We start from the raw sequence: 20,867 nt of genomic DNA on the forward strand, positions 1-20,867 counted from the left end.
CTGCCGGAGAACCGGGTTAGCGGCCGAAGAGCTTGGCGAAGAAGCCGGTCTTGGTGCTGACTTCACCCTCGTGGCCCTTGCAGCGGTCGGCGCTCTTGACGCCCCGCATGACCTGGTCAACGTGCTGGCCGCAGCCGGCCCAAGTGGTCTTACCGCACTTCTTGCATGCAACCTGTCGGCACATCTGGCTCTCCTTTTGGTAGGTCTGTTGCAATTATTATACCCCTAGGGGTATCTGCGTCAAAATATGCACCGGCAAAATCCCGGGCACGGGAACACCCCACTGCCTGCCTGCGTTGGTTCCGTACAGTGGCACCAGCGCTGCGCCACTCCTGCACGAACTGACTTTCCGAACCGTACCGAGAGGACCGCTGACATGGCTTACATCAAGGTTGGAACCGAGAACAGCACCGACATCGAGCTCTACTACGAGGACCACGGTACCGGGCAGCCGGTGGTCCTGATCCACGGCTATCCGCTGGACGGATCCTCCTGGGAGAAGCAGACCACGGCCCTGCTGGGTGCCGGCTACCGCGTCATCACCTACGACCGACGCGGCTTCGGCCAGTCCAGCAAGCCCACCGACGGCTACGACTACGACACCTTCGCCGCGGACCTCAACACCCTGCTCACCACCCTGGACCTGAACGACGCTGTGCTGGTGGGCTTCTCGATGGGCACCGGCGAGGTGGGCCGGCACCTCGGCACCTACGGCTCGTCCCGCGTGGCGAAGGCCGTGTTCCTCGGTTCGCTGGAACCCTACCTCCTGCAGACCGATGACAACCCCGACGGCGTCCCGCAGTCCGTGTTCGACGGCCTGATGGAGGCTGTGACCGCCGACCGCTACGCCTTCTTCACCGAGTTCTTCAAGAACTTCTACAACAGCGACACCTTCCTGGGCACGCCCCGGCTCAGCGAGGAAGTGATGCGGGCGGGCTGGAACCTGGCGACCTCGGGCGGCCCCACCGCCTCGGCGGCCGCACAGCCCACCTGGCTCACCGACTTCCGCGGCGACATCCCCAAGATCGACGTCCCCGCGCTGATCGTCCACGGCACCGCGGACAACATCCTGCCGATCGACGTCACGGGCCGGCGGTTCGCCAAGGCATTGCCCAGCGCGGAATATGTCGAGATCGAAGGTGCCCCGCACGGCATGCTTTGGACCCACGCCGCCGAAGTCAACGAGGCCCTGCTGGGGTTCCTCGGGAAGTAGGGGCTCGGCCGGCCGTGGCGGGGTGGACATGCCCGCGTCCCAGCGGCCGGCGAAGGGCGTTCAGGGGTGGCGCGGCGGCCGAAGCAGGAGCACCATAGATATACCGGGCCGAGCAAGTACAACGAGCGGGCCCCGGACCCAAGCCCCGCACAATCAGGGGGTGCTAATCGAAATGGACGGAATCGTTACCGCCTCGATTGCCCTTCGTTCGACGTGCAACCGTCGCCGGCTCGCACCGTCCGAAATTGGTGATCCGCATCATTAATGTAGGAGCAAGAAAACAATGTCCATCACTCCGACCGCCAAGAAATCCTGGCGGTCAAGGCTGGCCTTATTCTCGGCCATATCCTTCGGATTGACCGGAATACCGCTGGCACTGGCGGCACCGGCCCAGGCCGATACCTCGTACCGCGGCTGTACCGTCGATCCCCTCGACCCCCAGTCGCGTGGCAACGGCAAAGTGGACTTCAAAATCAAGGTCTACTGCCGCGACGGCCGGACCGTACAGATCCGGCAGCTGCGCTACGAGGACGAACGCCGCCACGACAACTTCCTGGGTTCATCGTGGTTCAGGGAGTCCTTCGATCGCCACGACAGGGCGGTCACGCTGCGCAGCTCCGACTGGGTACCGAACTATGATCGCCACGGCCCTGAAAAGGTGTACCAGCTGGTCTCCTTCAGGGTCAGCACCGACCATGGCCGCTGGTCCAACTGGACACGGTGGGAGAAGAGCGACCTGGAAACAGTGCGCCGCTGATCCACCGGCATGCCTACCCCGGCGGGTACGCAACGGGAGCCAGGGGACATGTCCCCTGGCTCTTCCTTGTGGGCGGAGGCGCTACACCTCTTCGTCCCACATGCCGGTGTCCGCGGCGTCTTCCGGTTTGTCTTCCGCCTCGGAGTCGCCGGACCCGACATGGGCTGCGGGCACTGTTCCGGCGGCCTGGGTCAGCTGTTCCTCGCGGATGTTGCCGGCCTGGCCGGGTTCGGCGTGCGGCTGACGGGCTTCGACGGCGTCCGGGTCGCCCGGCCCCCGCAGATCGGCCGGATCGTTGCTCGGTTCAGTGGGATCGCTCATGACCCTGCCTTTCGTCCGCGGATGGAATCCTTCCCAGCGTAACGCGGAGGCAGAAGGGGCTGCCGGTGGGCGGAGTCGACCGACCGGGGGCTCGTCAGCTAGGGATCACGGGACTCAGCTGGCGGGGTCGTACTGGAAAGCGCGCACCTCCTGCGCGCAACGGCAGGCGACGGCGATCTTCGCGGCCCACTCCAGGGCCGCCTCGTACGAGGGCAACTCCAGCACCGAGTAGCCGCCCTCGAGCTGCGCAGTCTGCGGGTAGGTGCCCTCGCCCACGGTCCCGTCGCCTTCGACCATCACGGGCGGGATGCTCTCATCGATGCCGCCGCCGAACACCCAGACGCCGGCATCCTTCGCCTCCTGGACGACGGCGTGCGCCGCATCCGAAACGGCCTGCAGCTCTTCCTCAGGGAAGACCATGGCGGCACTCGGAAACGAGATCAGATACTTGGTCATCGCGTCGACTCCTTCTTCGCAGCACGGGGATCGCACCCATCCTCGCCGACGCGATCGTGCCGCGCAAGGATCCCGATGGCCCCAAACGCCGGTGCCCGCTCCGTCGCCAACCGCCCGGAAGTTGACACCCGCAGGACAGTACGATTGACTTTTTGCATATGCTGAAATAACAGTTCCATGATGCGGAAGCAAATGTCCGCATAGCCCTACACCGTGGATGCCAGCATCACATACGAGGACCTGTCTCATGCACCTTGAACAGTTCAACGCGACCGGCCGCACGGAGGCCGCCGATGCCCTGCGTCCCTGCCTGGACATCCGGCGCTGGATCGACGAGGTCGCCGACGCGCGGCCCTACGCCACCATCGACGCACTCCTGGACGCGGGCCGCGGCGCAGCCGACCCGTTCACCCCGGCCGAGATCGACGCCGCCCTGGCCCATCACCCGCGGATCGGTGAGCGGGCGGCAGGAAACAGCACCGAAGCAAAATTGTCCCAGTCGGAGCAGGCCGGACTGGGCGTGGCCGATGCCGCCGTCGCGGAAGCCCTGGCCGAAGGCAACCGGGCCTACGAAGAGAAGTTCGGCCAGGTGTTCCTGATCCGCGCGGCCGGCCGCAGCCGCGAGGAAATCCTGGCCGCGCTCAACACCCGCCTCGCCCACACCCCCGAAGAAGAACAATCAATCATTGGCCAGCAGCTGCGGGAAATCGCAGTGCTCCGACTCGAAGGACTGATCGGCAAATGAGCATGTCCCACGTCACCACCCATGTGCTCGACACCGGCTCCGGCAAGCCGGCGGCAGACGTCCCTGTCACCCTCCACATGCTCGACGGCGAGCGTTGGGTCCAGATCGCCGAGAGCACCACCGACGCGGACGGACGCGTGAAACAACTCGGACCGGACCGGCTGCCCACAGGGACCTTCCGCCTGGCCTTCGACACGGGCAAGTACTTCGCCGCCAGCGGCACCGAAACGTTCTTCCCGGAAGTGATCCTCACCTTTGGCGTGGTGGAGTCAGAAGCCCACTACCATGTGCCGCTCCTGCTGAGCCCCTTCGCCTATTCCACCTACCGGGGCAGCTGAGAGCACCAGAACCTGCCATAACGGGAAGGGTCCGCGGCGCCGCCGCGGGCCCTTCCGCGCGCCCGGCACCCTGCCGCCAAAGCCCGGCTCCCACCCCGCACCCGCCACGGGATCCTCCGCCCGCAGCTGTCACAATCAGTATTTTGGCCCAGGTGGGCCACAACAGAACCAAAGTCCTTGACAGTGGCGCGGGTCACTCCTAATCTGAATTTTGGGATCCCAAAATGGGATCCCAAAAGACAGCGATTCAGATCCCGAGCCGCAGTTCATTGCCAGGCTCCCCTGAATTAGGTCCCAGGACGCCCCACCACCCGGCCCCTGCCCCGCCGTCACCCAAGTCTTTCTCCCCGTCTGCAATCTTCCTCTCTGTAAAGGAGAAGTTGTGTCTGTTCAAAATACTGAAACCGCAGTCCCGCTCCCCGACGACAAAACCGGCAAGGACGGCGTGCAACGTCGCACCAACGTCCGCTGGAAAATGTTCCTGCTCCTGCTGGTCCTGGTCGCCGTCAACTACATCGACAGGGGCTCCATCTCCGTGGCCCTGCCGATCATCCAGAAGGAATTCAACCTCGCCCCCGAACTCGTGGGCCTCCTGCTCTCGGCGTTCTTCTGGACCTACGCCCTCATGCAGATTCCGGTCGGCCTCCTGATCGACAAGTTCGGTCCCCGTAAGGTGATGACCGCCTCCTGCGTCGGCTGGGGCGCCGCAACGGCAGCATCCGGCCTGGCCGGCGGCTTCCTCAGCATGTTCATCGCCCGCCTGGGCATCGGCGTCACCGAAGCCGGTGTGATGCCGGCCGGCGGCAAGCTCAACGCCATCTGGATGCACAAGTCGGAACGTGGCCGCGGCGCCACCATCCTCGACGCCGGCGCGCCCCTGGGCGCCGGCCTGGGCGGCATCCTCATCGCAGGCCTCATCGCCTCGACGGGCAGCTGGCGGATCGCCTTCATCATCGCCGGCGCCGCCACCGTCCTCATGGGCCTGGCCGTCTGGTGGTACGTCCGGGACAATCCGCGCCAGCACCGCGGCGTCAACGACGCCGAGGCCGAGTACATCGAGGCCTCCCACGCCGCCGAGGACGCAGAAGCCGAGCTCGACGGCAGCAGGGGCAAGCGTGCACTGCTCCCCTACCTGAAGTTCCGCTCCTTCTGGGCCATGTGCTTCGGCTGGCTGGGCTTCAACGGAGTCTTCTACGGCCTGCTCACATGGGGTCCGCTCTACCTGGCCCAGGCCAAAGGCTTTGACCTCAAGACCATCGGTTGGTCCACGTTCGTGATCTTCGGCGCCGGGTTCGTCGGCGAAATCCTCGGCGGCACCCTTGCCGACAAATGGCGGGCCGCCGGCGCCTCCGCCAACCGCGTGATGCGCACGCTCCTGGGCACCTCCAGCGTCGTCGTGATCGGCGGCCTGATCGGCGTCACGGTCGTCGCGGACCCCACCACCGCCGTCGTCCTCCTGTCCGTGGTGATGTTCTTCCTCCGCTGGGTGGGCCTGTTCTGGAGCATCCCCTCCATCCTGGGCGGCCGGACGAACGCCGGTGTCCTGGGCGGCGCGATGAACTTCAGCGGCAACATCTCCGGGTTCGTGACGCCGATTGCGGTGGGCCTCATTGTCGGAGCCACCGGCTCCTACACCTGGGCGCTGCTCTACTTCGTGGGATCCGCGATCATCATGGGCGTCTCCGTCCTGACCCTGAACTACAACAAGCGGCTACCTGTCTAAGCTGGCCACACACATCTGTTCCTGATGCCTGGAACGCAATGCCTGACAAGAACCGAAAGTGGAGAAACATGCACACCGCAGAAGAGACCCAGGACAAGGAACGTCCCCTTCGGGAGGCCGTCCGGGACACCCTCCGCAACAGGATCTTCGAAGGGCATTACGTTCCCGGCACCAGGTTGGTGGAACGCGACCTCGCCGCCGAATTCAACGTGTCCCGCCTTCCCGTCCGCGAAGCACTCCGCATGCTTCGCCAGGAAGGGCTCCTCAGCGACCGGGGCGCCCGCGGGGCCGAGGTCAGCACCCTGAGCCCCAAGGACGTCGAGGATTTGTTTGACGTCCGGCAGTCCCTCGAGGTGCTCGCCTGCCGCCTGGCCGCCACCCGCGCCACGCCCGACGACCTCAGCGCCCTCAAAGACCTGCTGGACGAGGCGGACCGCTGCCTGGCCAAGGGCGCCATCATGGAAGCCCACCGCGCCAACAGCGAATTCCACGATGCCATCACCCGGATCGCGGACAACGGCTTCCTCAGGTCCGCGCTGGAGCCGCTCCAGGGCCGCATGCACTGGCTGTTCCGCCACGTCAGCGACCTGCCCGAACTCATCGCAGAACACCGCGCCCTCTATGCCGCCATCGCCAGCGGCGACCCGGAACGGGCCGCCGCCCAATCGGCGTCGCACATCGGCAAATACCGCGAACAGTTTCCGGAGGATTTCAGCCGGACAGAACCCGCCCTTCATCGGAAGAACTTATGAAACTTCTTGTCATCAACCCCAATATCAGCGACGCCGTCACCGCCCTGATCGAAGCGGAGGCCCTCCGCTCCGCCTCCCCCGGAACCGAACTTGTGGTCCGGACCGCCGGGTACGGCGTGGAATACATCGAGACCCGCTTTGAGTCCCTGATCGCGGCGGGGGCAGTCGCCGAAATCATCGCCGAATACACACGCGAAGGCCCCGGATCCGGCAACAGCGTCGACGGCGTGGTGGTGGCCGCCTTCGGCGACCCCGGGATGCCGGCGCTGAAGGAACTCACCGACATTCCCGTCATCGGGATCACCGAGGCCGCACTCTGCGCCGCCGCCCTGCAGGGGCACCGCATCTCAATCATCGCCATCTCGGACCGGATCCGGCCCTGGTACCAGGACTGTGTGGAACGCTTCGGCCTCGGCGGCCGGCTGGCGTCCATCCGCTCCATCAACGAGTCCCTGCACGGCATCGCCTCGGTGCAGCAGGACTTCAAGTCAACCCTGCTGGCACTCAGCCACCAGGCCGTCACCGAGGACGGGGCCGACGTCGTGATCCTCGCCGGGGCGCCGCTCGCCGGCCTGGCCCGCGAACTCCGCGGGCAGATCAGGGTCCCCGTGGTGGACGGCATCTCCGCGGGCATCCGTATGACTGAAGCGGTGGTCGGCCTTCAGTCCGGCCCGCACCGCGCCGGCGCCTTCGCGGCTCCCCCGGCCAAGTCCCGCCGCGGCCTCTCCGCGAACCTGGACGCTGCCCTCACCACCACGCAGAACGCCGCCGCGCTCAGCGGAACCACCCAGCCGGCCTAGCCCGCACCGGCCAAACCAGCCCTACTTCAACCTAGGAGGACACCGATGTCCGACACCCCAGATCTCGTCATCGCCCACGGCACCGTGGTCAACAGTTTCGGCCGCCAACAGGCCCACGTTGTGGTCCGGGACGGCCGCATCGACCGGCTGGTGAACGCCGCCGAGCCGGTCCCGGACGCGAACCGCGTCATCGATGCCGCCGGCCTGCTGGTCATTCCCGGCGGCGTCGACGGGCACTGCCACGTAGCCCAGATCACCGGACGGTTCCGCACCCTCGATGACTACCGGACCACCTCGACGGCCGCTTTGTGGGGCGGGACCACCACGATCATCGACTTCGGCATCCCCCGCGACGCCCGCGAGACCCCGCTCGCAGCGGTCCTGCACAAGAAGGAACTGGCCCGCGAGTCCCGCTGCGACGTCGCGCTGCACGGGTCGGTGGTCCAATGGGACGAAACAGTGCCATGGCAGCTGGAGCAGCTCGCCGCCGAGGGCGTCCGGTCCGTCAAGATGTACACCACCAACCGCGGCACCACCATGGCTGACGGGGACACGATCCTGAAGGTCATGCGCGAGATGGTCCGCCTGGACGGCCTCACCTACATCCACGCCGAGCACGACCCCATCATCGCGGACTGCACCGGGCAGCACGCGGACGACGGTCGGATCGGCATCGAACACCTGCACCGCACCCGCCCCGAACTGGCCGAAGAGGTCTCGGTCAAGGAAACCCTGGCCATGGCCGAATACACCGGCGCCCCCGTCTACTTTGTGCACCAGTCCACCCCCGGCGCCGTGGATCTGGTCAGCGAGGCCCGCGCCCGGGGGCAGGAGGCCTACTCCGAGACCTGCCCGCACTATCTCACCCTCGACAACAGCGTCTACGGATCGGTGATGCCCGAGTGGTACGCCTGCTGCCCGCCGATGCGCAGCCCGCAGACCGTCGCCGCGCTCCGGGAACGGCTGGCCGACGGCGCCATCCACACCGTCGCGTCCGACCACTCCTGCTACGACCTCACGCAGAAGCGGGAGCGCACGGACGACATCCGCGAAATGCCGCACGGGCTCCCCGGCGTCGAAACGCGGATGCCCGTCACCTTCACCGCCCTGAGGGAAGCGGCCGGCGAGGCCCGGGTGGAGGACTTCGTCGAAGTCTTCGCCGCCGGCCCGGCCCGCATCAACGCCCTTCCTGGCAAGGGCACCATCGCGCCCGGGTTCGACGCCGATCTGGTCATCTTCGATCCGGCCGAGGAACGCGTCGTCGACGGCGGCGCGCTGCACATGGGCACTGACTTCTCCCCGTTCGACGGCCGGACGCTCACGGGCTGGCCCGCCGTTGTCGTCTCCGCCGGACGTGTGGTGCTGGACGGCGCTGGGTTCCACGACCCCGGCCCCGTGGGCCGCTTCGTGCCCCGGGCCGGATTCCGCGAGCACCAGTCCGCCGCGCCGTCCGCGCCCATTCCCGCCACCCAGGCCACCTGTTAGGAGCCCCCATGCCCTCCGCAAACCGCCCCACCCGTATCGGCATGATTGTGCCGTCGTCCAACACCTGCCTGGAACCGCAGAGTTACCGGATCCTGGGCGCCCGCGACGACGTCACCATCCACTTCGCCCGGATCCCAGTCACCAGGATTGCCCTGGACAAATCCTCGGACAAACAATTCGACGCCGCCGTCATGCGGTCGGCCGCCGAGCTTCTCGCCACGGCCGATGTGGACGTCATCGCCTGGAACGGCACCTCCGGATCCTGGCTCGGCGCCGACCACGACCGCCGGCTCGTCGAGGACATCACGGACGCCACCGGCATCCCGGCCACCACGTCCACCCTGGCCTACATGGAGGCGTTCCGGACACTCGGCACGGAGCGCATCGGTCTGTTCACCCCGTACACCGGGGACGTCAACGAACAGATCGTGGCGTCCTACGAACGGGACGGCATCAAGACCCTGGACCACCGGTTCCTGGGCCTGAGCGACAACGAGTCGTTCGCCCGCGTGGCGGACGACGAGATGCGTCCCGGGTCGCTGGAGCTGGCGGCTGCCCGGCCGGACGCCATCATCTACCTCTGCACCAACCTCTACGGCGCCAACATCACCGCGGAGATCGAGGCCGGGACGGGCGTTCCCGTCCTGGACTCGGTGGCCGTCACGCTGTGGCACTGCCTCAAGATGGCGGGCGCCCCGCTGCTGGACCCGCGCTGGGGCAAGCTCCTGGTCTGATTGCGGTTTCCGGGGCCCGCACGCCCAGGCTGCCGATTGTGACCGTCCGCCCGCCTTGACGCCCGGATCGTCGCCTAGATAATCTCAAATTGCAAGAAAGTTTTCTCACAGAATGAAAACTTGAGCCGACCATTCAATGATGAAAAGAGGTTGGACGTGGCTGCAGGAGAAGAGACCTCCCATATCCTCAGCGGGTTGACTAACCAGCTGCCTGATCGTGATCCGGAAGAGACCGCCGAGTGGCNAGAGGTTGGACGTGGCTGCAGGAGAAGAGACCTCCCATATCCTCAGCGGGTTGACTAACCAGCTGCCTGATCGTGATCCGGAAGAGACCGCCGAGTGGCTGGAGTCCCTGGACGCGCTGATTCAGGATCAGGGCACCGAGCGTGCCCAGTACATAATGCGCAGCCTGCTCCAGCGGGCCGGCGCGCAGTCCGTGGGTGTTCCGATGGTCACCACCACGGACTACGTCAACACCATCCCGGTGGACCAGGAGGCCGAGTTCCCCGGGGACGAGGAGATCGAGCGGAAGTACCGGGCGTGGCTGCGGTGGAACGCSGCGGTCATGGTGCACCGGGCGCAGCGGGCCGATATCGGCGTCGGCGGGCACATCTCCACCTACGCCGGGGCCGCGACCCTGTACGAGGTGGGCTTCAACCACTTCTTCCGCGGCAARGACCACCCCGGCGGCGGGGACCAGGTCTTCTTCCAGGGCCACGCCTCCCCCGGCATGTAYGCCCGGGCGTTTATGGARGGMCGGCTGACCGAGGAGGACCTGGACGGGTTCCGGCAGGAGAAGTCCAAGGAAGGCCATGCCCTGTCCTCCTACCCGCACCCGCGGCTGATGCCGGAGTTCTGGGAGTTCCCCACGGTCTCGATGGGCATCGGCCCGATGAACGCGATCTACCAGGCCCAGTCCAACCGGTACCTGCACAACCGCGGCCTGAAGGACACCTCCGACCAGCAGGTCTGGGCGTTCCTGGGCGACGGSGAAATGGACGAGCCCGAATCCCGCGGCCTGCTCCAGCTCGCCGCGAACGACAAGCTCGACAACCTCAACTTCGTGATCAACTGCAACCTCCAGCGCCTCGACGGACCCGTGCGCGGCAACGGCAAGATCATGCAGGAACTCGAGGCGTTCTTCCGCGGCGCGGGCTGGAACGTSATCAAGGTCGTCTGGGGCCGGGAATGGGATGACCTGCTGGCCAAGGACCGGGAYGGYTCGCTCGTGAAGATCATGAACGAAACCGTCGACGGGGACTACCAGACCTACAAGGCCGAGTCCGGCGCGTTCGTCCGCGAGCACTTCTTCGGACAGACCCCGCAGACCAARGAAATGGTCCAGGACCTCACCGATGACCAGATCTGGAACCTCAAGCGCGGCGGCCACGACTACAACAAGGTCTACGCCGCGTACAAGGCCGCCACCGAGTTCAAGGGCAAACCCACCGTCATCCTCGCCCACACGGTCAAGGGCTACGGCCTGGGCACCCACTTCGAGGGCCGCAACGCGACCCACCAGATGAAGAAACTCACCCTCGCRGACCTCAAAGCCTTCCGCGACCACCTGCGCATCCCGATCACCGATGACCAGCTCGAAGCGGACCTCTACCGGCCCCCGTACTACCACCCCGGCATGGACTCCCCCGAGATCCAGTACCTCATGGACCGCCGCCGCGCCCTCGGCGGCTTCGTCCCCGAACGCCGNGATGACCAGCTCGAAGCGGACCTCTACCGGCCCCCGTACTACCACCCCGGCATGGACTCCCCCGAGATCCAGTACCTCATGGACCGCCGCCGCGCCCTCGGCGGCTTCGTCCCCGAACGCCGGCCGGACCACGCCCCGGTGGAGCTGCCTGACCCCAAAACCTATGAGGTGGCCAAGCGCGGCTCCGGGAAGCAGCAGGCCGCCACCACCATGGCGTTCGTCCGCCTGCTCAAGGACCTGCTGCGGGACAAGAAGTTCGGCCACCGCATTGTCCCGATCGTCCCGGATGAATCCCGTACGTTCGGCATGGACGCGTTCTTCCCCTCCGCGAAGATCTACAATCCGGACGGCCAGGGCTACCTCTCCGTGGACCGGGACCTGGTCCTTGCCTATAAGGAATCGGCCCAGGGCCAGCTCATCCACCCGGGCATCAACGAGGCGGGGGCTGTGGCGGCGTTCACCGCCGCGGGCACGTCCTACGCCACACACGGCGAGCCGCTGATCCCGATCTACGTCTTCTACTCGATGTTCGGTTTCCAGCGCACCGGCGATTCCTTCTGGGCCGCCGCGGACCAGATGACCCGCGGGTTCATCATCGGCNCACGGCGAGCCGCTGATCCCGATCTACGTCTTCTACTCGATGTTCGGTTTCCAGCGCACCGGCGATTCCTTCTGGGCCGCCGCGGACCAGATGACCCGCGGGTTCATCATCGGCGCCACCGCCGGCCGCACCACCCTCACCGGTGAAGGCCTGCAGCACGCCGACGGCCACTCCCCCATCCTGGCCGCGACCAACCCGGCCGTGCTCACCTACGACCCCGCGTACGGCTACGAGATGGGCCACATCATCCGGGACGGCCTGGAGCGGATGTATGGTCCCGGCGCCGCCGCCAATGACCCCGACCGGAACCTCATGTACTACCTCACGGTCTACAACGAGCCCATCTTCCAGCCGGCCGAACCGGAGAACCTCGATGTCAACGGTGTGCTGAAGGGCATTTACCGGGTGTCGGCGTCGGACGCGGAAGGGCCCAAGAGCCAGATCCTGGCCTCCGGCGTGTCCGTCCCCTGGGCCCTCGAGGCCCAGCGGATCCTCGCCGAGGACTGGGGCGTCTCCGCCGATGTCTGGTCCGTGACGTCCTGGAACGAACTCCGCCGGGACGGACTCGCTGCCGAAGAGGAAGCCTTCCTCAACCCCGGCCAGCCCGCCCGCGTGCCGTTCGTCACCCAGCAGCTCGCCGGGGCCGCCGGTCCGATCGTGGCAGTCACCGACTACATGAAGGCCGTCCCGGACCAGATCCGCCAGTTCCTGCCGCACCAGTTCGCCTCGCTCGGCGCCGACGGCTTCGGCTTCTCCGACACCCGCGCCGCAGCCCGCCGCTTCTTCAAGAACGACACCCACTCGATTGTGGTGAAGACCCTGCAGATGCTCGCCTCCCGCGGCGAGGTCGACGGCGAGGTCCCCGCCTATGCGATGGACCGCTACAAGCTCCTGGACGTCAACGCCGGCACCACCGGCGGAGCGGGCGGCGACGCCTGACGCCATCGAGTACGCAGTTGACGGCAGTGTCCGGCCCGGGACTGCCGTCAACTGTCATCCGGGTGCATAGGCTGGGACCATGGCTGATTCATCGGAACCACTCACCACGGCGGGGTCAACGACGGCGGTCCTGCTCGCCGCCGGCGCCGGGAGGCGGCTGGGACTCGGGCCCAAGGCGGCGCTCCGGTTCCGCGGCCGCACGCTCGTGGAAGCCCTGGCCGACGTGCTGCTCGACGGCGGCTGCCGGGAAGTGGTGGCGGTGCTGGGCGCGGACGCGGCAACGGTCCGTGCCGCCACCGACCTCAGCCGGCACCGGGTCATCGACAACCCGGACTGGGCCACCGGCATGGGCGGCTCGTTCCGGCTGGGCGTCGCTGCGGCAGCGCCGGAGGACCATGTGCTCATCGCACTGGTGGACCAGCCCGGGCTGACCCCCGAAACCGTCGCCCGCCTGCTGGCAGCCCACCGGCCCGGCCGGGTGACGGCCGCCGCCTACCGGGACGCGGAAGGGAAACTGCGGCGGGGCCATCCGCTGCTCATCGACGCCGGACTCCGCACTGAAGCCACGGACACGGCAACGGGCGACGCCGGAGCGCGCTTCTTCCTTCAGGCCCACCCCGGGCTGGTCGACCTGGTGGACTGCAGCGACCTCACCGGCGGTGCGGACCTCGACACCCCGGACCAGCTGCATCTCCTCGACTAGGACCCGGTGCCCGCCACTGCGCCGGGAGGGACCAGGAGCTCCTGAAGACCGCGCTTGAACCCGGACCGGCCGCCGTGGGCGGGATGCCTGATTTTTGGCACGTCCAGGCCGCTGCGCTGCAGGCTGCGGTGCGCCACATTCCCCACGGCCACCACCGTTTCGATGGGAAAAAGCTCCGTCAGCGCCTGCCAGAACGGGGTTCCCAGCGCCGCCTCGGCCGACGTCGGCGTGCGGTTGGACAGCGGCCGCCCGGGCACGTGGGTATGCCACGGGCAGGCACTCCACAGCAGGGGCAGGAAATCCAGTTCGGCCAGCACCGCCCACATCACCGTGGCCGTCGGCTCCGCCGCGACACCCGCAGCATCCGCCGGCAGCGCATACCCCTTGCCCGGCCCGAACAGCCCGAACCCGTTGGCGGGGCCCTCAAACATGGTGCGGTTGGTGAAGGGAACCCCGGTGATCCTCATGCCCCGGAAGCCCGGCGCCTCCCCCACCAGCAGCACTCTCGGGGAGCGATCCCGCATTTCCTTCAGGTAGATCGCCAGGTTCCGCCGGCGCAGTGCATTTCCCGGGGCGGTGTGGTCGAAGAAGTTGGCGCACCCCGGTCCCGTTTCCACCGAAGCGAGCCGGTCCACAAAGCCCCCGATGGCCGATGAAATCATTCCTGCCCGTTCCCTTGGCGTCTGGTCGGTCCACCAGAATATCCGGCCCGCCTCGCCGCCGACACAGGCCACTCCGCCACCGACACTGGCCGCCATAGCATGGGGGCATGGCGGACATGACCATCTTCACAGTGGGGCACTCCACCCACCCCATCGACGAATTCATTGGCATACTGCAGGCTCACGGCGTCAAGAAACTGATCGATGTGCGCACTGTCCCGAAGTCGCGGCACAACCCGCAGTTTAATGCGGATGCCCTGGCGGCGAGTGTGCGGGCCAGCGGGATCACGTACCGGCGAATGGAATCCCTCGGCGGCCTGCGGCATGCCCGGAAGGACAGCCCCAATGGCGCCTGGCGCAACGCGTCGTTCCGGGGATACGCGGACTACATGCAGACCGAGGAATTTGCCACTGCCATCGGCCAGCTGCTGGAACGCGGGCGGACCAACGATGCGGCGATCATGTGCGCTGAGGCGGTCCCGTGGCGCTGCCATCGCTCGCTGATCGGCGACGCGCTCCTGGTCCGGAATGTCCAGGTCCTGGACATCATGACGGAGAAGTCCGCCAAACCCCACACCCTGACCTCCTTCGCACGCGTCGAAGGAGAGCGGATCTGGTACCCGGCGGGCTGACGGCCGGTGAGCCAACCACAACGCGGGGTCAGCTACCAGCGCGGGTGGATCGAGGCGCGGAAGTATCTGTCGTAGATTTCCCGGACGCCGACGTCGAACGTTGCGTCGATCCCGCCGACCCCCGCCGCTTCGGCGTTGGAGCGGGCCTGCTCCACGTTGCGGGCGCCCGGGATCACCGTGCTGACGCCGTCCTGCGCCGCGATCCAGGCGATGGCCGCCTGGGCGGTGCTGACGCCGTCGGGCACCAGTTCCTCGAACTCGGTCACCGCCTGCAGGCCCTGCCCGAACTCCACACCGGAGAAGGTCTCCCCGACGTCGAACGCCGCTCCGGCGCGGTTGAAGTTCCGGTGGTCATCCGCCGCGAAGGACGTGTCCGCGGTGTATTTGCCGGACAGCAGCCCCGACGCGAGCGGCACGCGGGCGATGATGCCGACGCCGGCGGCCTCCGCCGCGGGCAGCACCTCGTCCAGCGGCTTGAGCCGGAAGGCATTGAGGATGATCTGGACAGTGGCCGTGCCTTCGTGCCGCATCGCTTCGAGGGCTTCGTCGGTCCGCTCCACGCTGACGCCGTAATTCCTGATGGCCCCCTCCGCCACGAGGGTGTCCAGCGCGTCGTAGACCTCGGCGTTGCTGTACACGGCGGTGGGCGGGCAGTGCAGCTGGACCAGGTCCAGACAGTCCGTCCCCAGGTTCCGCCGGGAGCGGTCCGTCCATTCGCGGAAGTTGGCCAGGTTGTAGTTCTCCGGCCGTTGTTCCGTCCGGCGGCCCATTTTGGTGCCCACCGTGATGTCCAGGCCCGGGTTATCGGCCAGGAATTTTCCGATGGCCTGTTCGCTACGGCCGTCGCCGTAAACGTCCGCCGTGTCGAAGAACGTGACCCCTGCTTCCGCCGAGGCGGCCAGGATGGCCTGCGCCTGCGCGGGGTCCACGTTGCCCCAGTCCGCGCCAAGCTGCCAGGTCCCCAGTCCAACGATGGAGACGTTCCGTCCGGTCTTGCCCAAGATTCGCTGTTCCATCATCCGACTATAGGCCTGACCTGCACTGCGGAGGCTGTCAGCCCGGCTTCCTTCAGGCCCAGGTAGATCTTGTCCCGGGCAATGGGCAGCTCCGCGAACCGGACCCCCGTGGCGTTGCGGATGGCGTTGGCCAGCGCCGGCGCCACCGGGTTGAACGGGCTCTCGCTCATGGACTTCGCGCCCAGCGGGCCCAGCTTGTCGCTGGTGTCGGCGAAATACACCTCGCTGCGCGGCACGTCCGCGAAGGACGGGATGTGGTACTGCCGGAGAATGTCCGTGGTGACCCGGCCGGCGTCGTCCACCCTGACCTCCTCATACAGCGCGGCGCCCAGCGCCTGCGCGATCCCGCCTTCGATCTGCCCGCGGCACTGCCGCGGGTTGACCACGACGCCGGCGTCGGCGGCCTGGACGCTCTGCAGGATCCGCAGCTCCCCCGTCCCGGTGTTAACGGCCACCCGGAAGCCGTGGACGTTGAACGCCACGGACCGCGGGGTCCCGCCCCAGTGCCCCTCGCCGGAAAGGTCGACGCCGGCCGCTGCGGCGGCGTCGTGCAGTTCCATCAGCGGCACCCGGGTTCCCTCGCACACCACCGCGTCCTCCTCCAGCACACACCCGGAGGCCTGGACCTGGCGGATGCCGGCGGCGAAGGCGCGGATCCGCACCGCGAGTTCCTCGGCCGCGGCCAGCGTGGCTTTCCCGGCCACCACCGTCCCGGCCGAGCCGAAGGCGCCGGAATCGTGGTCCACCAGGTCCGTGTCCGACTGCCGGACCGTGATCCGGCCCGCTGTGGTGGACAGGGCGGTGGCTGCGAGCTGGGCGTGCACGGTGGTGGTGCCGTTGCCGAATTCCGCGGTGCCCACGTCCACCCGGTAGGTCCCGTCGGGCAGGAGCCGGAGCTTGGAATGCGCGAAGTGGCCCCGCGGCGGGACCGTGTCGATCATGGACAGCGCCGAGCCCTCCCCGGTGACCCAGTCCGGGCCGAGGTCCTCGAGGCCGGCGTCCCGGTAGCGTTCCCGGCCGCGGTCCAGGGCGTCCTGCACCAGCCGCGTGCACTGGTCCAGCCCGTAGCTGCCGTAGAGCACGTCCTCCTCCGGGTCGGGGTGGGTGGAGAGCATGTCGTCGCCCTCGCGGACCATGTTGCGGCGGCGGAACTCCATCGGGTCCATGCCGATCCCGGCGGCGAGCTCGTCCACGGCGGACTCGATGGCGAAGACCGTCTGGCTCAGTCCGTAGCCGCGGAAGGCCCCGGACGGCACGGTGTTGGTGTACACCGCGTGGGCGTCCACTTTCTTGTTGGCGCAGTTGTACACAGCCAGGGATTCGCCGCAACCGTGAAACATCACGCCCACGGAATGGTTGCCGTAGGCGCCGGCGTTGGTCAGCACCTCCAGCTGCAGGGCCGTCAGCTTGCCCTCGTTGCTGGCGGCGGCCTTGAGGTGGATGGTGAACGGGTGCCGGGTGGTGGAGGCCGTGAACTGCTCGCTGCGGGTGAATTCCAGCTGCACCGGGCGCCGCAGTTTCAGCGCGGCGAGCGCCACGATGTCCTCGGTGAGGACTTCCTGCTTGCCGCCGAAGCCGCCGCCCACCCGTCCCGCGACCACCCGGATCCTGTCCTCGGGGAGGTCGAAGACCCGGCCCAGGGTGCGCCGGACCAGGAAGGGCACCTGGCTGGACGTGCGGACCTGGAGCCGGCCGTCGTCGTCGATCAGGGCGATGGCGGCGTGGGTCTCCAGGGCGGTGTGCTGCACCCGCTGGGTGCGGTAGGTCTGTTCGTGGATGAAGTCCGCGGCGGCGAAGGCCGCGGCGACGTCCCCCAGTTCGGAGTGCAGCTCGGCCACGACGTTCTGTTCCGGCCGGCCGATGCGGGCCGTCGCGGCGTTCTTGTCGCCGTGGACCAGCGGCGCGCCGGGGCGCATGGCGTCCTGCGGGGTGAACACGGCATCCAGCACCTGGTACTCCACTTTGAGTGCCCGGACGCCGGCTTCCGCCGCGGCCACGCTGTCGGCGACGACGGCGGCGATCCGCTGCCCGACGAACCGGACCACGTCGTCGAGCACGCGGGTGTCGTCCGGGTCGTCGGTGTAGAGCTCGTGCTGGGCCGTGGAGAACAGCTGCGCGGGCGCGTCCTCGTGGGTGAAGACCGCCTCGACGCCGGGAATCCGCAGGGCGTCCGCGGAGTCGATGGACAGCACGCGGGCGTGGGCGTGCGGCGAGCGCAGGAGCTTCACGTGCAGGAGCCCGGGCAGCTCGGCCGCCGGGACGTCCAGGGTATAGCGCGCTGCGCCGGTGACGATGGCCCGGCTGGCGGGGGCCGGGACGTCGTCGCCCAGCTGGCCCGGGCGCGGCTCGGGCTGGCTCTCGCCGGCGATCCCGGATCCCGGCCCCGCGGGGTCCGGGTGGCTCGATTCGCCGTGCGCGGCCCCGCCGCAGACGGCGTCCGCAATGGCCCGGTAGCCCGTGCAGCGGCACAGGTTCCCCTTGAGGTTCCGTGGCAGGTTGGCCTTCTGCTCGTCGTCGAACGTGGCCGCCGTCATCACCATGCCCGCGGTGCAGAACCCGCACTGGAAGCCCTGCCGCTCCATGAACTGCTGCTGCATGGGGTGGAGGAGTCCCGCGCCGCCGGCTTCGGTGCCGGTGTCGGCGCGGGCGGTGCCGGCCAAGCCCTCCACCGTGGTCACAGCCCGGCCCTCCGCGCGGACCGCGGGGTAGATGCAGCTGTGCACGGGGGCACCGTCCACGTGGACGGTGCAGGCCCCGCAGTCGCCGCCGTCGCAGCCCTTCTTCACGCCGAAGTTGCCCTGCTCCCGCAGGAACGTCCGCAGGCACTGCCCCGGCCTGGGCTCGGCCTCCGCCGGCGTGCCGTTGATGGTCATTGCGCCATTGATCTCGATGGCCATGTTCAGGCCCCTTTCTGCTGTGGCGAAGCCTGCGGTGCCGGCTCGTGCTGTGCCGGCTCCTGCCGGGACGGCTCCTGCGGCGACGGGCGCCGCGGCGGCCAGAAATCCCCGGAGACACGGGCCGGCGCGGTGCCGGCCGGGGCCGACAGTTCGGCACGGATTTCCTCGGCGAGGCGGTAGGTCATGTCCTTGCGCCAGGCCGGCAGTCCGTGGATGTCGTCGTGGTAGAGCCCGTCCGGGATGGCGGCGTCGAGCGCGGCGGCGAGTCCGGCCGCCGCATCGGCTCCTGCCTCCGCACTGGCTCCGGCGCCGGTGCTGCCAGGGGTGCCGGTGCCGGTGCCGCCGGTGCCGGTGCTGCCAGAGCCGGGGAGGCGGAGCTGCACGGGGCGCTTGGTGGCGGCGGTAACGGTGAGGACCAGGGTGCCGTCGGCGTCGAGCCTGCCGATCAGCAGCACGCCGGAGCGGCCCAGATTGCTCAGCGACAACCGGCGGAACGCCACCCGCGAGGCAAGGGCCGGCGCCGGCAGGTGGATACTGCGGAGCAACTCGCCGGGCGCCAGGCAGTTGCGCCCGTCCCCGGTCACAAACTCCGCCACGGGGACGGTGCGGCTGGCGCCGCCCGGACCGAGCACCGTGCCCACGCCGTCCAGGGCCGCACAGAGCGAGATCATGGGTCCGGCCGGCAGGGAGGTGCAGAGGTTGCCGCCCACGGTGGACATGTTCCAGACCTTAAAGGACGCCACAAAAGAATCGCAGCACGGCCGGATCAGCTCCAGCGCGGGCCACGACGCCGCATGCGCCCGGACGGTTTCGCCGGCGGGCAGGGCATACAGCTCCGCGACGGTGCAGGTGGCCGCGAGTTCGATCCCTTCTTCGGACACGGTGATGGCCGGCCAGCCGGTGGAGCCGAGGTCCAGCAGCCGCCGCAACGGCTCCTGGCCGAAGGCGAAGCTGCCGTAGGAAAACAGCACGGTGCCGCCGGCCAGCCAGGCGTCGCCGGCCTGCCAGTCGGCCGGATCCGCGGTGCGGACCACCGCCTCGATGGTGTTCATGTCCATGGCATCTCCTGGTGGTGCGGGGTAAGGATTTCCGGCGTGCGGTGCGGAGTGTTCAAATCCGGGGTGCGGATTTCCGGGATATGGGGCTCCGGCATAGGGATTTCCGGACCGCCGTACGGATGGATCGGTCCGCTCCCGTGTTTCAAGGACAACCCGCGGGCGGAACGGGTCCGGGCTGCCACCAGCTCCGCGGTGATGGAGACGGCCACCTCGGCCGGGGTGACCGCGCCGAGGTCTAGCCCAATTGGGGAATGCAGCCACTCGATCTCCGCCGGCGCCACCCCGGCGGCGAGCAGTGATTCCAGCCGCTGGCGGTGGCTCCGCCGCGATCCCATGGCCCCGACGTAGGCCAGGTCCAGGCGCAGCGCGGTCTGCAGCAGGGGGATGTCGAACTTGGGATCATGGGTGAGCACGCAGACAACGGTCCGGGCGTCGAGCCGGCCGGACGCAGCTTCCGCGGCCAGGTAGCGGTGCGGCCAGTCCGTCGCCACCTCGTCGGCCGGGGCGAAGCGCTCCTGCCGGGTGAAGGCCGGCCGGGCATCGCACAGGGTCACGTGGTAGCCCAGCAGCCGGGCGGCCGGCACCAGGGCCGCGCCGAAATCGTTGGCGCCGAACACCAGCATCCGGGCCGGCGGCAGCCTGCTCTCCACCAGCACGGTGATGGGCCCGGCGGCGGGCCGGTCCGCGTCGCCATAGCAGCCGGATTCCGCCGCCAGCCGTAGCACCCCGGTGGTCCCGCTTCTCAGCAGGGGCTCCAGTTGCGCGGCGGCCGCCCGGAGCCGGGGGCTGGTCCCGCCGGGTACTCCCAATAGCGCGGCCACGGCCTCGGACTGCGCCACCCGGTAGCTGGCCGGATCCGGGATGATGACGGCGCCGGCACCCCGCCGGGCACCGGTACCGCCCGGGGACCCGGCGTCGAGCCGGCGGATGAGCGCCAGGCCCGTGCCGGGGCCGTGGGCGTCCGTGGTGTTCAGGACCTCCGGCCGGAGACCGCCGAGGGCATCCGTCAGCAGTTCGATGTGGACTTCCAGCTCGCCCCCGCAGGTGAGCCCGACGGCGAACGCGTCCTCGGCGCTGTAGCCGAAGAACTCGCGGCGGGTGCCGCCGTCGGCCATCACCTCCAGGGCCGCAGCCACGACGGCGCCCTCGACGCAGCCGCCGGAGAGGCTGCCCAGGACATCGCCTGCCGCGGACACCAGCATGGAGGTTCCCACCGGGCGCGGCACGGAACCGTTGGCGGCCACCACTGTGGCCACGGCGCAGGGCTGGTCTGCGGCGGCCGGCGGCCAGGCCGCCAGCGACGGCATCAGGTCCAACATGGCTGCAC

At 68.4% G+C, this 20,867-nt stretch carries 19 protein-coding genes and 3 pseudogenes; 14 read left to right on the plus strand and 8 right to left on the minus strand.

Annotated elements, in window-relative coordinates; all coding sequences use genetic code 11:
- Positions 1–16 precede the first annotated feature (16 nt).
- Positions 17–184 (minus strand): hypothetical protein, encoded by a 168-nt coding sequence (locus tag ASE96_RS19370; RefSeq protein ID WP_192815714.1) that lies wholly within the window; start codon positions 182–184, stop codon positions 17–19.
- A 192-nt stretch (positions 185–376) separates the two neighbouring features.
- Between ASE96_RS19370 and ASE96_RS12025 the strand changes: the two genes are divergently transcribed.
- Positions 377–1,213, plus strand: coding sequence for an alpha/beta fold hydrolase (locus ASE96_RS12025; protein WP_056430469.1), 837 nt, complete (start codon positions 377–379; stop codon positions 1,211–1,213).
- 355 nt (positions 1,214–1,568) lie between these two features.
- Positions 1,569–1,970 carry a hypothetical protein gene (locus tag ASE96_RS12030; RefSeq protein WP_156367584.1) on the plus strand — a complete coding sequence of 134 codons (402 nt, stop codon included), beginning with the start codon at positions 1,569–1,571 and terminating at the stop codon, positions 1,968–1,970.
- A gap of 81 nt (positions 1,971–2,051) precedes the next feature.
- Here ASE96_RS12030 and ASE96_RS12035 read toward each other — a convergent pair whose 3' ends face one another.
- Complete coding sequence (locus tag ASE96_RS12035) at positions 2,052–2,291, minus strand: hypothetical protein (RefSeq protein ID WP_056430475.1); 240 nt, start codon at positions 2,289–2,291, stop codon at positions 2,052–2,054.
- A 114-nt stretch (positions 2,292–2,405) separates the two neighbouring features.
- Positions 2,406–2,747, minus strand: a complete 342-nt coding sequence (locus ASE96_RS12040) for a YciI family protein (protein ID WP_056430479.1) — start codon at positions 2,745–2,747, stop codon at positions 2,406–2,408.
- 247 nt (positions 2,748–2,994) lie between these two features.
- Between ASE96_RS12040 and uraD the strand changes: the two genes are divergently transcribed.
- The 11 genes and pseudogenes from uraD to nboR all read left to right on the plus strand — a co-directional run bounded on the left by uraD (position 2,995) and on the right by nboR (position 13,275).
- Complete coding sequence (uraD, locus tag ASE96_RS12045) at positions 2,995–3,492, plus strand: 2-oxo-4-hydroxy-4-carboxy-5-ureidoimidazoline decarboxylase (RefSeq protein ID WP_056430482.1); 498 nt, start codon at positions 2,995–2,997, stop codon at positions 3,490–3,492.
- On the plus strand, positions 3,489–3,830 hold the full coding sequence (uraH, locus tag ASE96_RS12050; protein WP_056430484.1) for a hydroxyisourate hydrolase: 342 nt from the start codon (positions 3,489–3,491) through the stop codon (positions 3,828–3,830). The genes uraD and uraH overlap by 4 nt, the downstream gene beginning before the upstream one ends.
- 382 nt (positions 3,831–4,212) lie before the next feature.
- Entirely contained in the window at positions 4,213–5,553 is a 1,341-nt protein-coding gene (locus tag ASE96_RS12055; RefSeq protein ID WP_056430487.1) for an MFS transporter, read from the plus strand.
- A 68-nt stretch (positions 5,554–5,621) separates the two neighbouring features.
- Positions 5,622–6,305 (plus strand): GntR family transcriptional regulator, encoded by a 684-nt coding sequence (locus ASE96_RS12060; protein WP_056430492.1) that lies wholly within the window; start codon positions 5,622–5,624, stop codon positions 6,303–6,305.
- Positions 6,302–7,105, plus strand: a complete 804-nt coding sequence (locus ASE96_RS12065; protein WP_056430495.1) for an aspartate/glutamate racemase family protein — start codon at positions 6,302–6,304, stop codon at positions 7,103–7,105. The genes ASE96_RS12060 and ASE96_RS12065 overlap by 4 nt, the downstream gene beginning before the upstream one ends.
- Before the next feature lie 45 nt (positions 7,106–7,150).
- Positions 7,151–8,590 (plus strand): amidohydrolase family protein, encoded by a 1,440-nt coding sequence (locus ASE96_RS12070; protein ID WP_056430497.1) that lies wholly within the window; start codon positions 7,151–7,153, stop codon positions 8,588–8,590.
- An 8-nt stretch (positions 8,591–8,598) separates the two neighbouring features.
- Positions 8,599–9,324, plus strand: a complete 726-nt coding sequence (locus ASE96_RS12075; RefSeq protein WP_056430500.1) for a maleate cis-trans isomerase family protein — start codon at positions 8,599–8,601, stop codon at positions 9,322–9,324.
- Positions 9,325–9,580: 256 nt separating this feature from the next.
- Positions 9,581–11,031: pseudogene (locus tag ASE96_RS19590) on the plus strand (pyruvate dehydrogenase (acetyl-transferring), homodimeric type); the annotation flags it as partial.
- Between the two features lies 1 nt (position 11,032).
- A pseudogene (locus ASE96_RS19825) lies at positions 11,033–11,632 on the plus strand (pyruvate dehydrogenase (acetyl-transferring), homodimeric type); the annotation flags it as partial.
- A gap of 1 nt (position 11,633) precedes the next feature.
- A pseudogene (locus tag ASE96_RS12085) lies at positions 11,634–12,572 on the plus strand (transketolase-like TK C-terminal-containing protein); the annotation flags it as partial.
- A gap of 79 nt (positions 12,573–12,651) precedes the next feature.
- Entirely contained in the window at positions 12,652–13,275 is a 624-nt protein-coding gene (gene nboR / locus ASE96_RS12090) for a nicotine blue oxidoreductase (protein ID WP_056430506.1), read from the plus strand.
- On the opposite strand, the gene ASE96_RS12095 is transcribed toward nboR, so the two are convergent.
- Positions 13,272–13,937: a uracil-DNA glycosylase gene (locus tag ASE96_RS12095; RefSeq protein ID WP_056430509.1), complete on the minus strand. Its 666-nt coding sequence runs from the start codon at positions 13,935–13,937 to the stop codon at positions 13,272–13,274. The genes nboR and ASE96_RS12095 overlap by 4 nt on opposite strands.
- 107 nt (positions 13,938–14,044) lie before the next feature.
- On the opposite strand from ASE96_RS12095, the gene ASE96_RS12100 reads away from it, so the two are divergent.
- Complete coding sequence (locus ASE96_RS12100) at positions 14,045–14,569, plus strand: DUF488 domain-containing protein (protein ID WP_056430512.1); 525 nt, start codon at positions 14,045–14,047, stop codon at positions 14,567–14,569.
- Between the two features lie 32 nt (positions 14,570–14,601).
- Here ASE96_RS12100 and ASE96_RS12105 read toward each other — a convergent pair whose 3' ends face one another.
- The 4 genes from ASE96_RS12105 to ASE96_RS12120 are packed head-to-tail and all read right to left on the minus strand — an operon-like array spanning position 14,602 to position 20,859.
- Positions 14,602–15,585, minus strand: coding sequence for an aldo/keto reductase (locus tag ASE96_RS12105; RefSeq protein WP_056430516.1), 984 nt, complete (start codon positions 15,583–15,585; stop codon positions 14,602–14,604).
- Positions 15,585–18,482 carry a molybdopterin-dependent oxidoreductase gene (locus ASE96_RS12110; RefSeq protein WP_056430518.1) on the minus strand — a complete coding sequence of 966 codons (2,898 nt, stop codon included), beginning with the start codon at positions 18,480–18,482 and terminating at the stop codon, positions 15,585–15,587. The genes ASE96_RS12105 and ASE96_RS12110 overlap by 1 nt, the downstream gene beginning before the upstream one ends.
- A gap of 2 nt (positions 18,483–18,484) precedes the next feature.
- Positions 18,485–19,540 (minus strand): FAD binding domain-containing protein, encoded by a 1,056-nt coding sequence (locus ASE96_RS12115; RefSeq protein WP_056430521.1) that lies wholly within the window; start codon positions 19,538–19,540, stop codon positions 18,485–18,487.
- A complete protein-coding gene (locus ASE96_RS12120; protein ID WP_082492709.1) occupies positions 19,531–20,859 on the minus strand; it encodes an XdhC family protein in 1,329 nt (442 codons plus the stop codon). The genes ASE96_RS12115 and ASE96_RS12120 overlap by 10 nt, the downstream gene beginning before the upstream one ends.
- Between the last annotated feature and the right edge of the window lie 8 nt (positions 20,860–20,867).

This window comes from Arthrobacter sp. Leaf69, assembly GCF_001422645.1.
Taxonomy (GTDB): Bacteria; Actinomycetota; Actinomycetes; order Actinomycetales; family Micrococcaceae; genus Arthrobacter.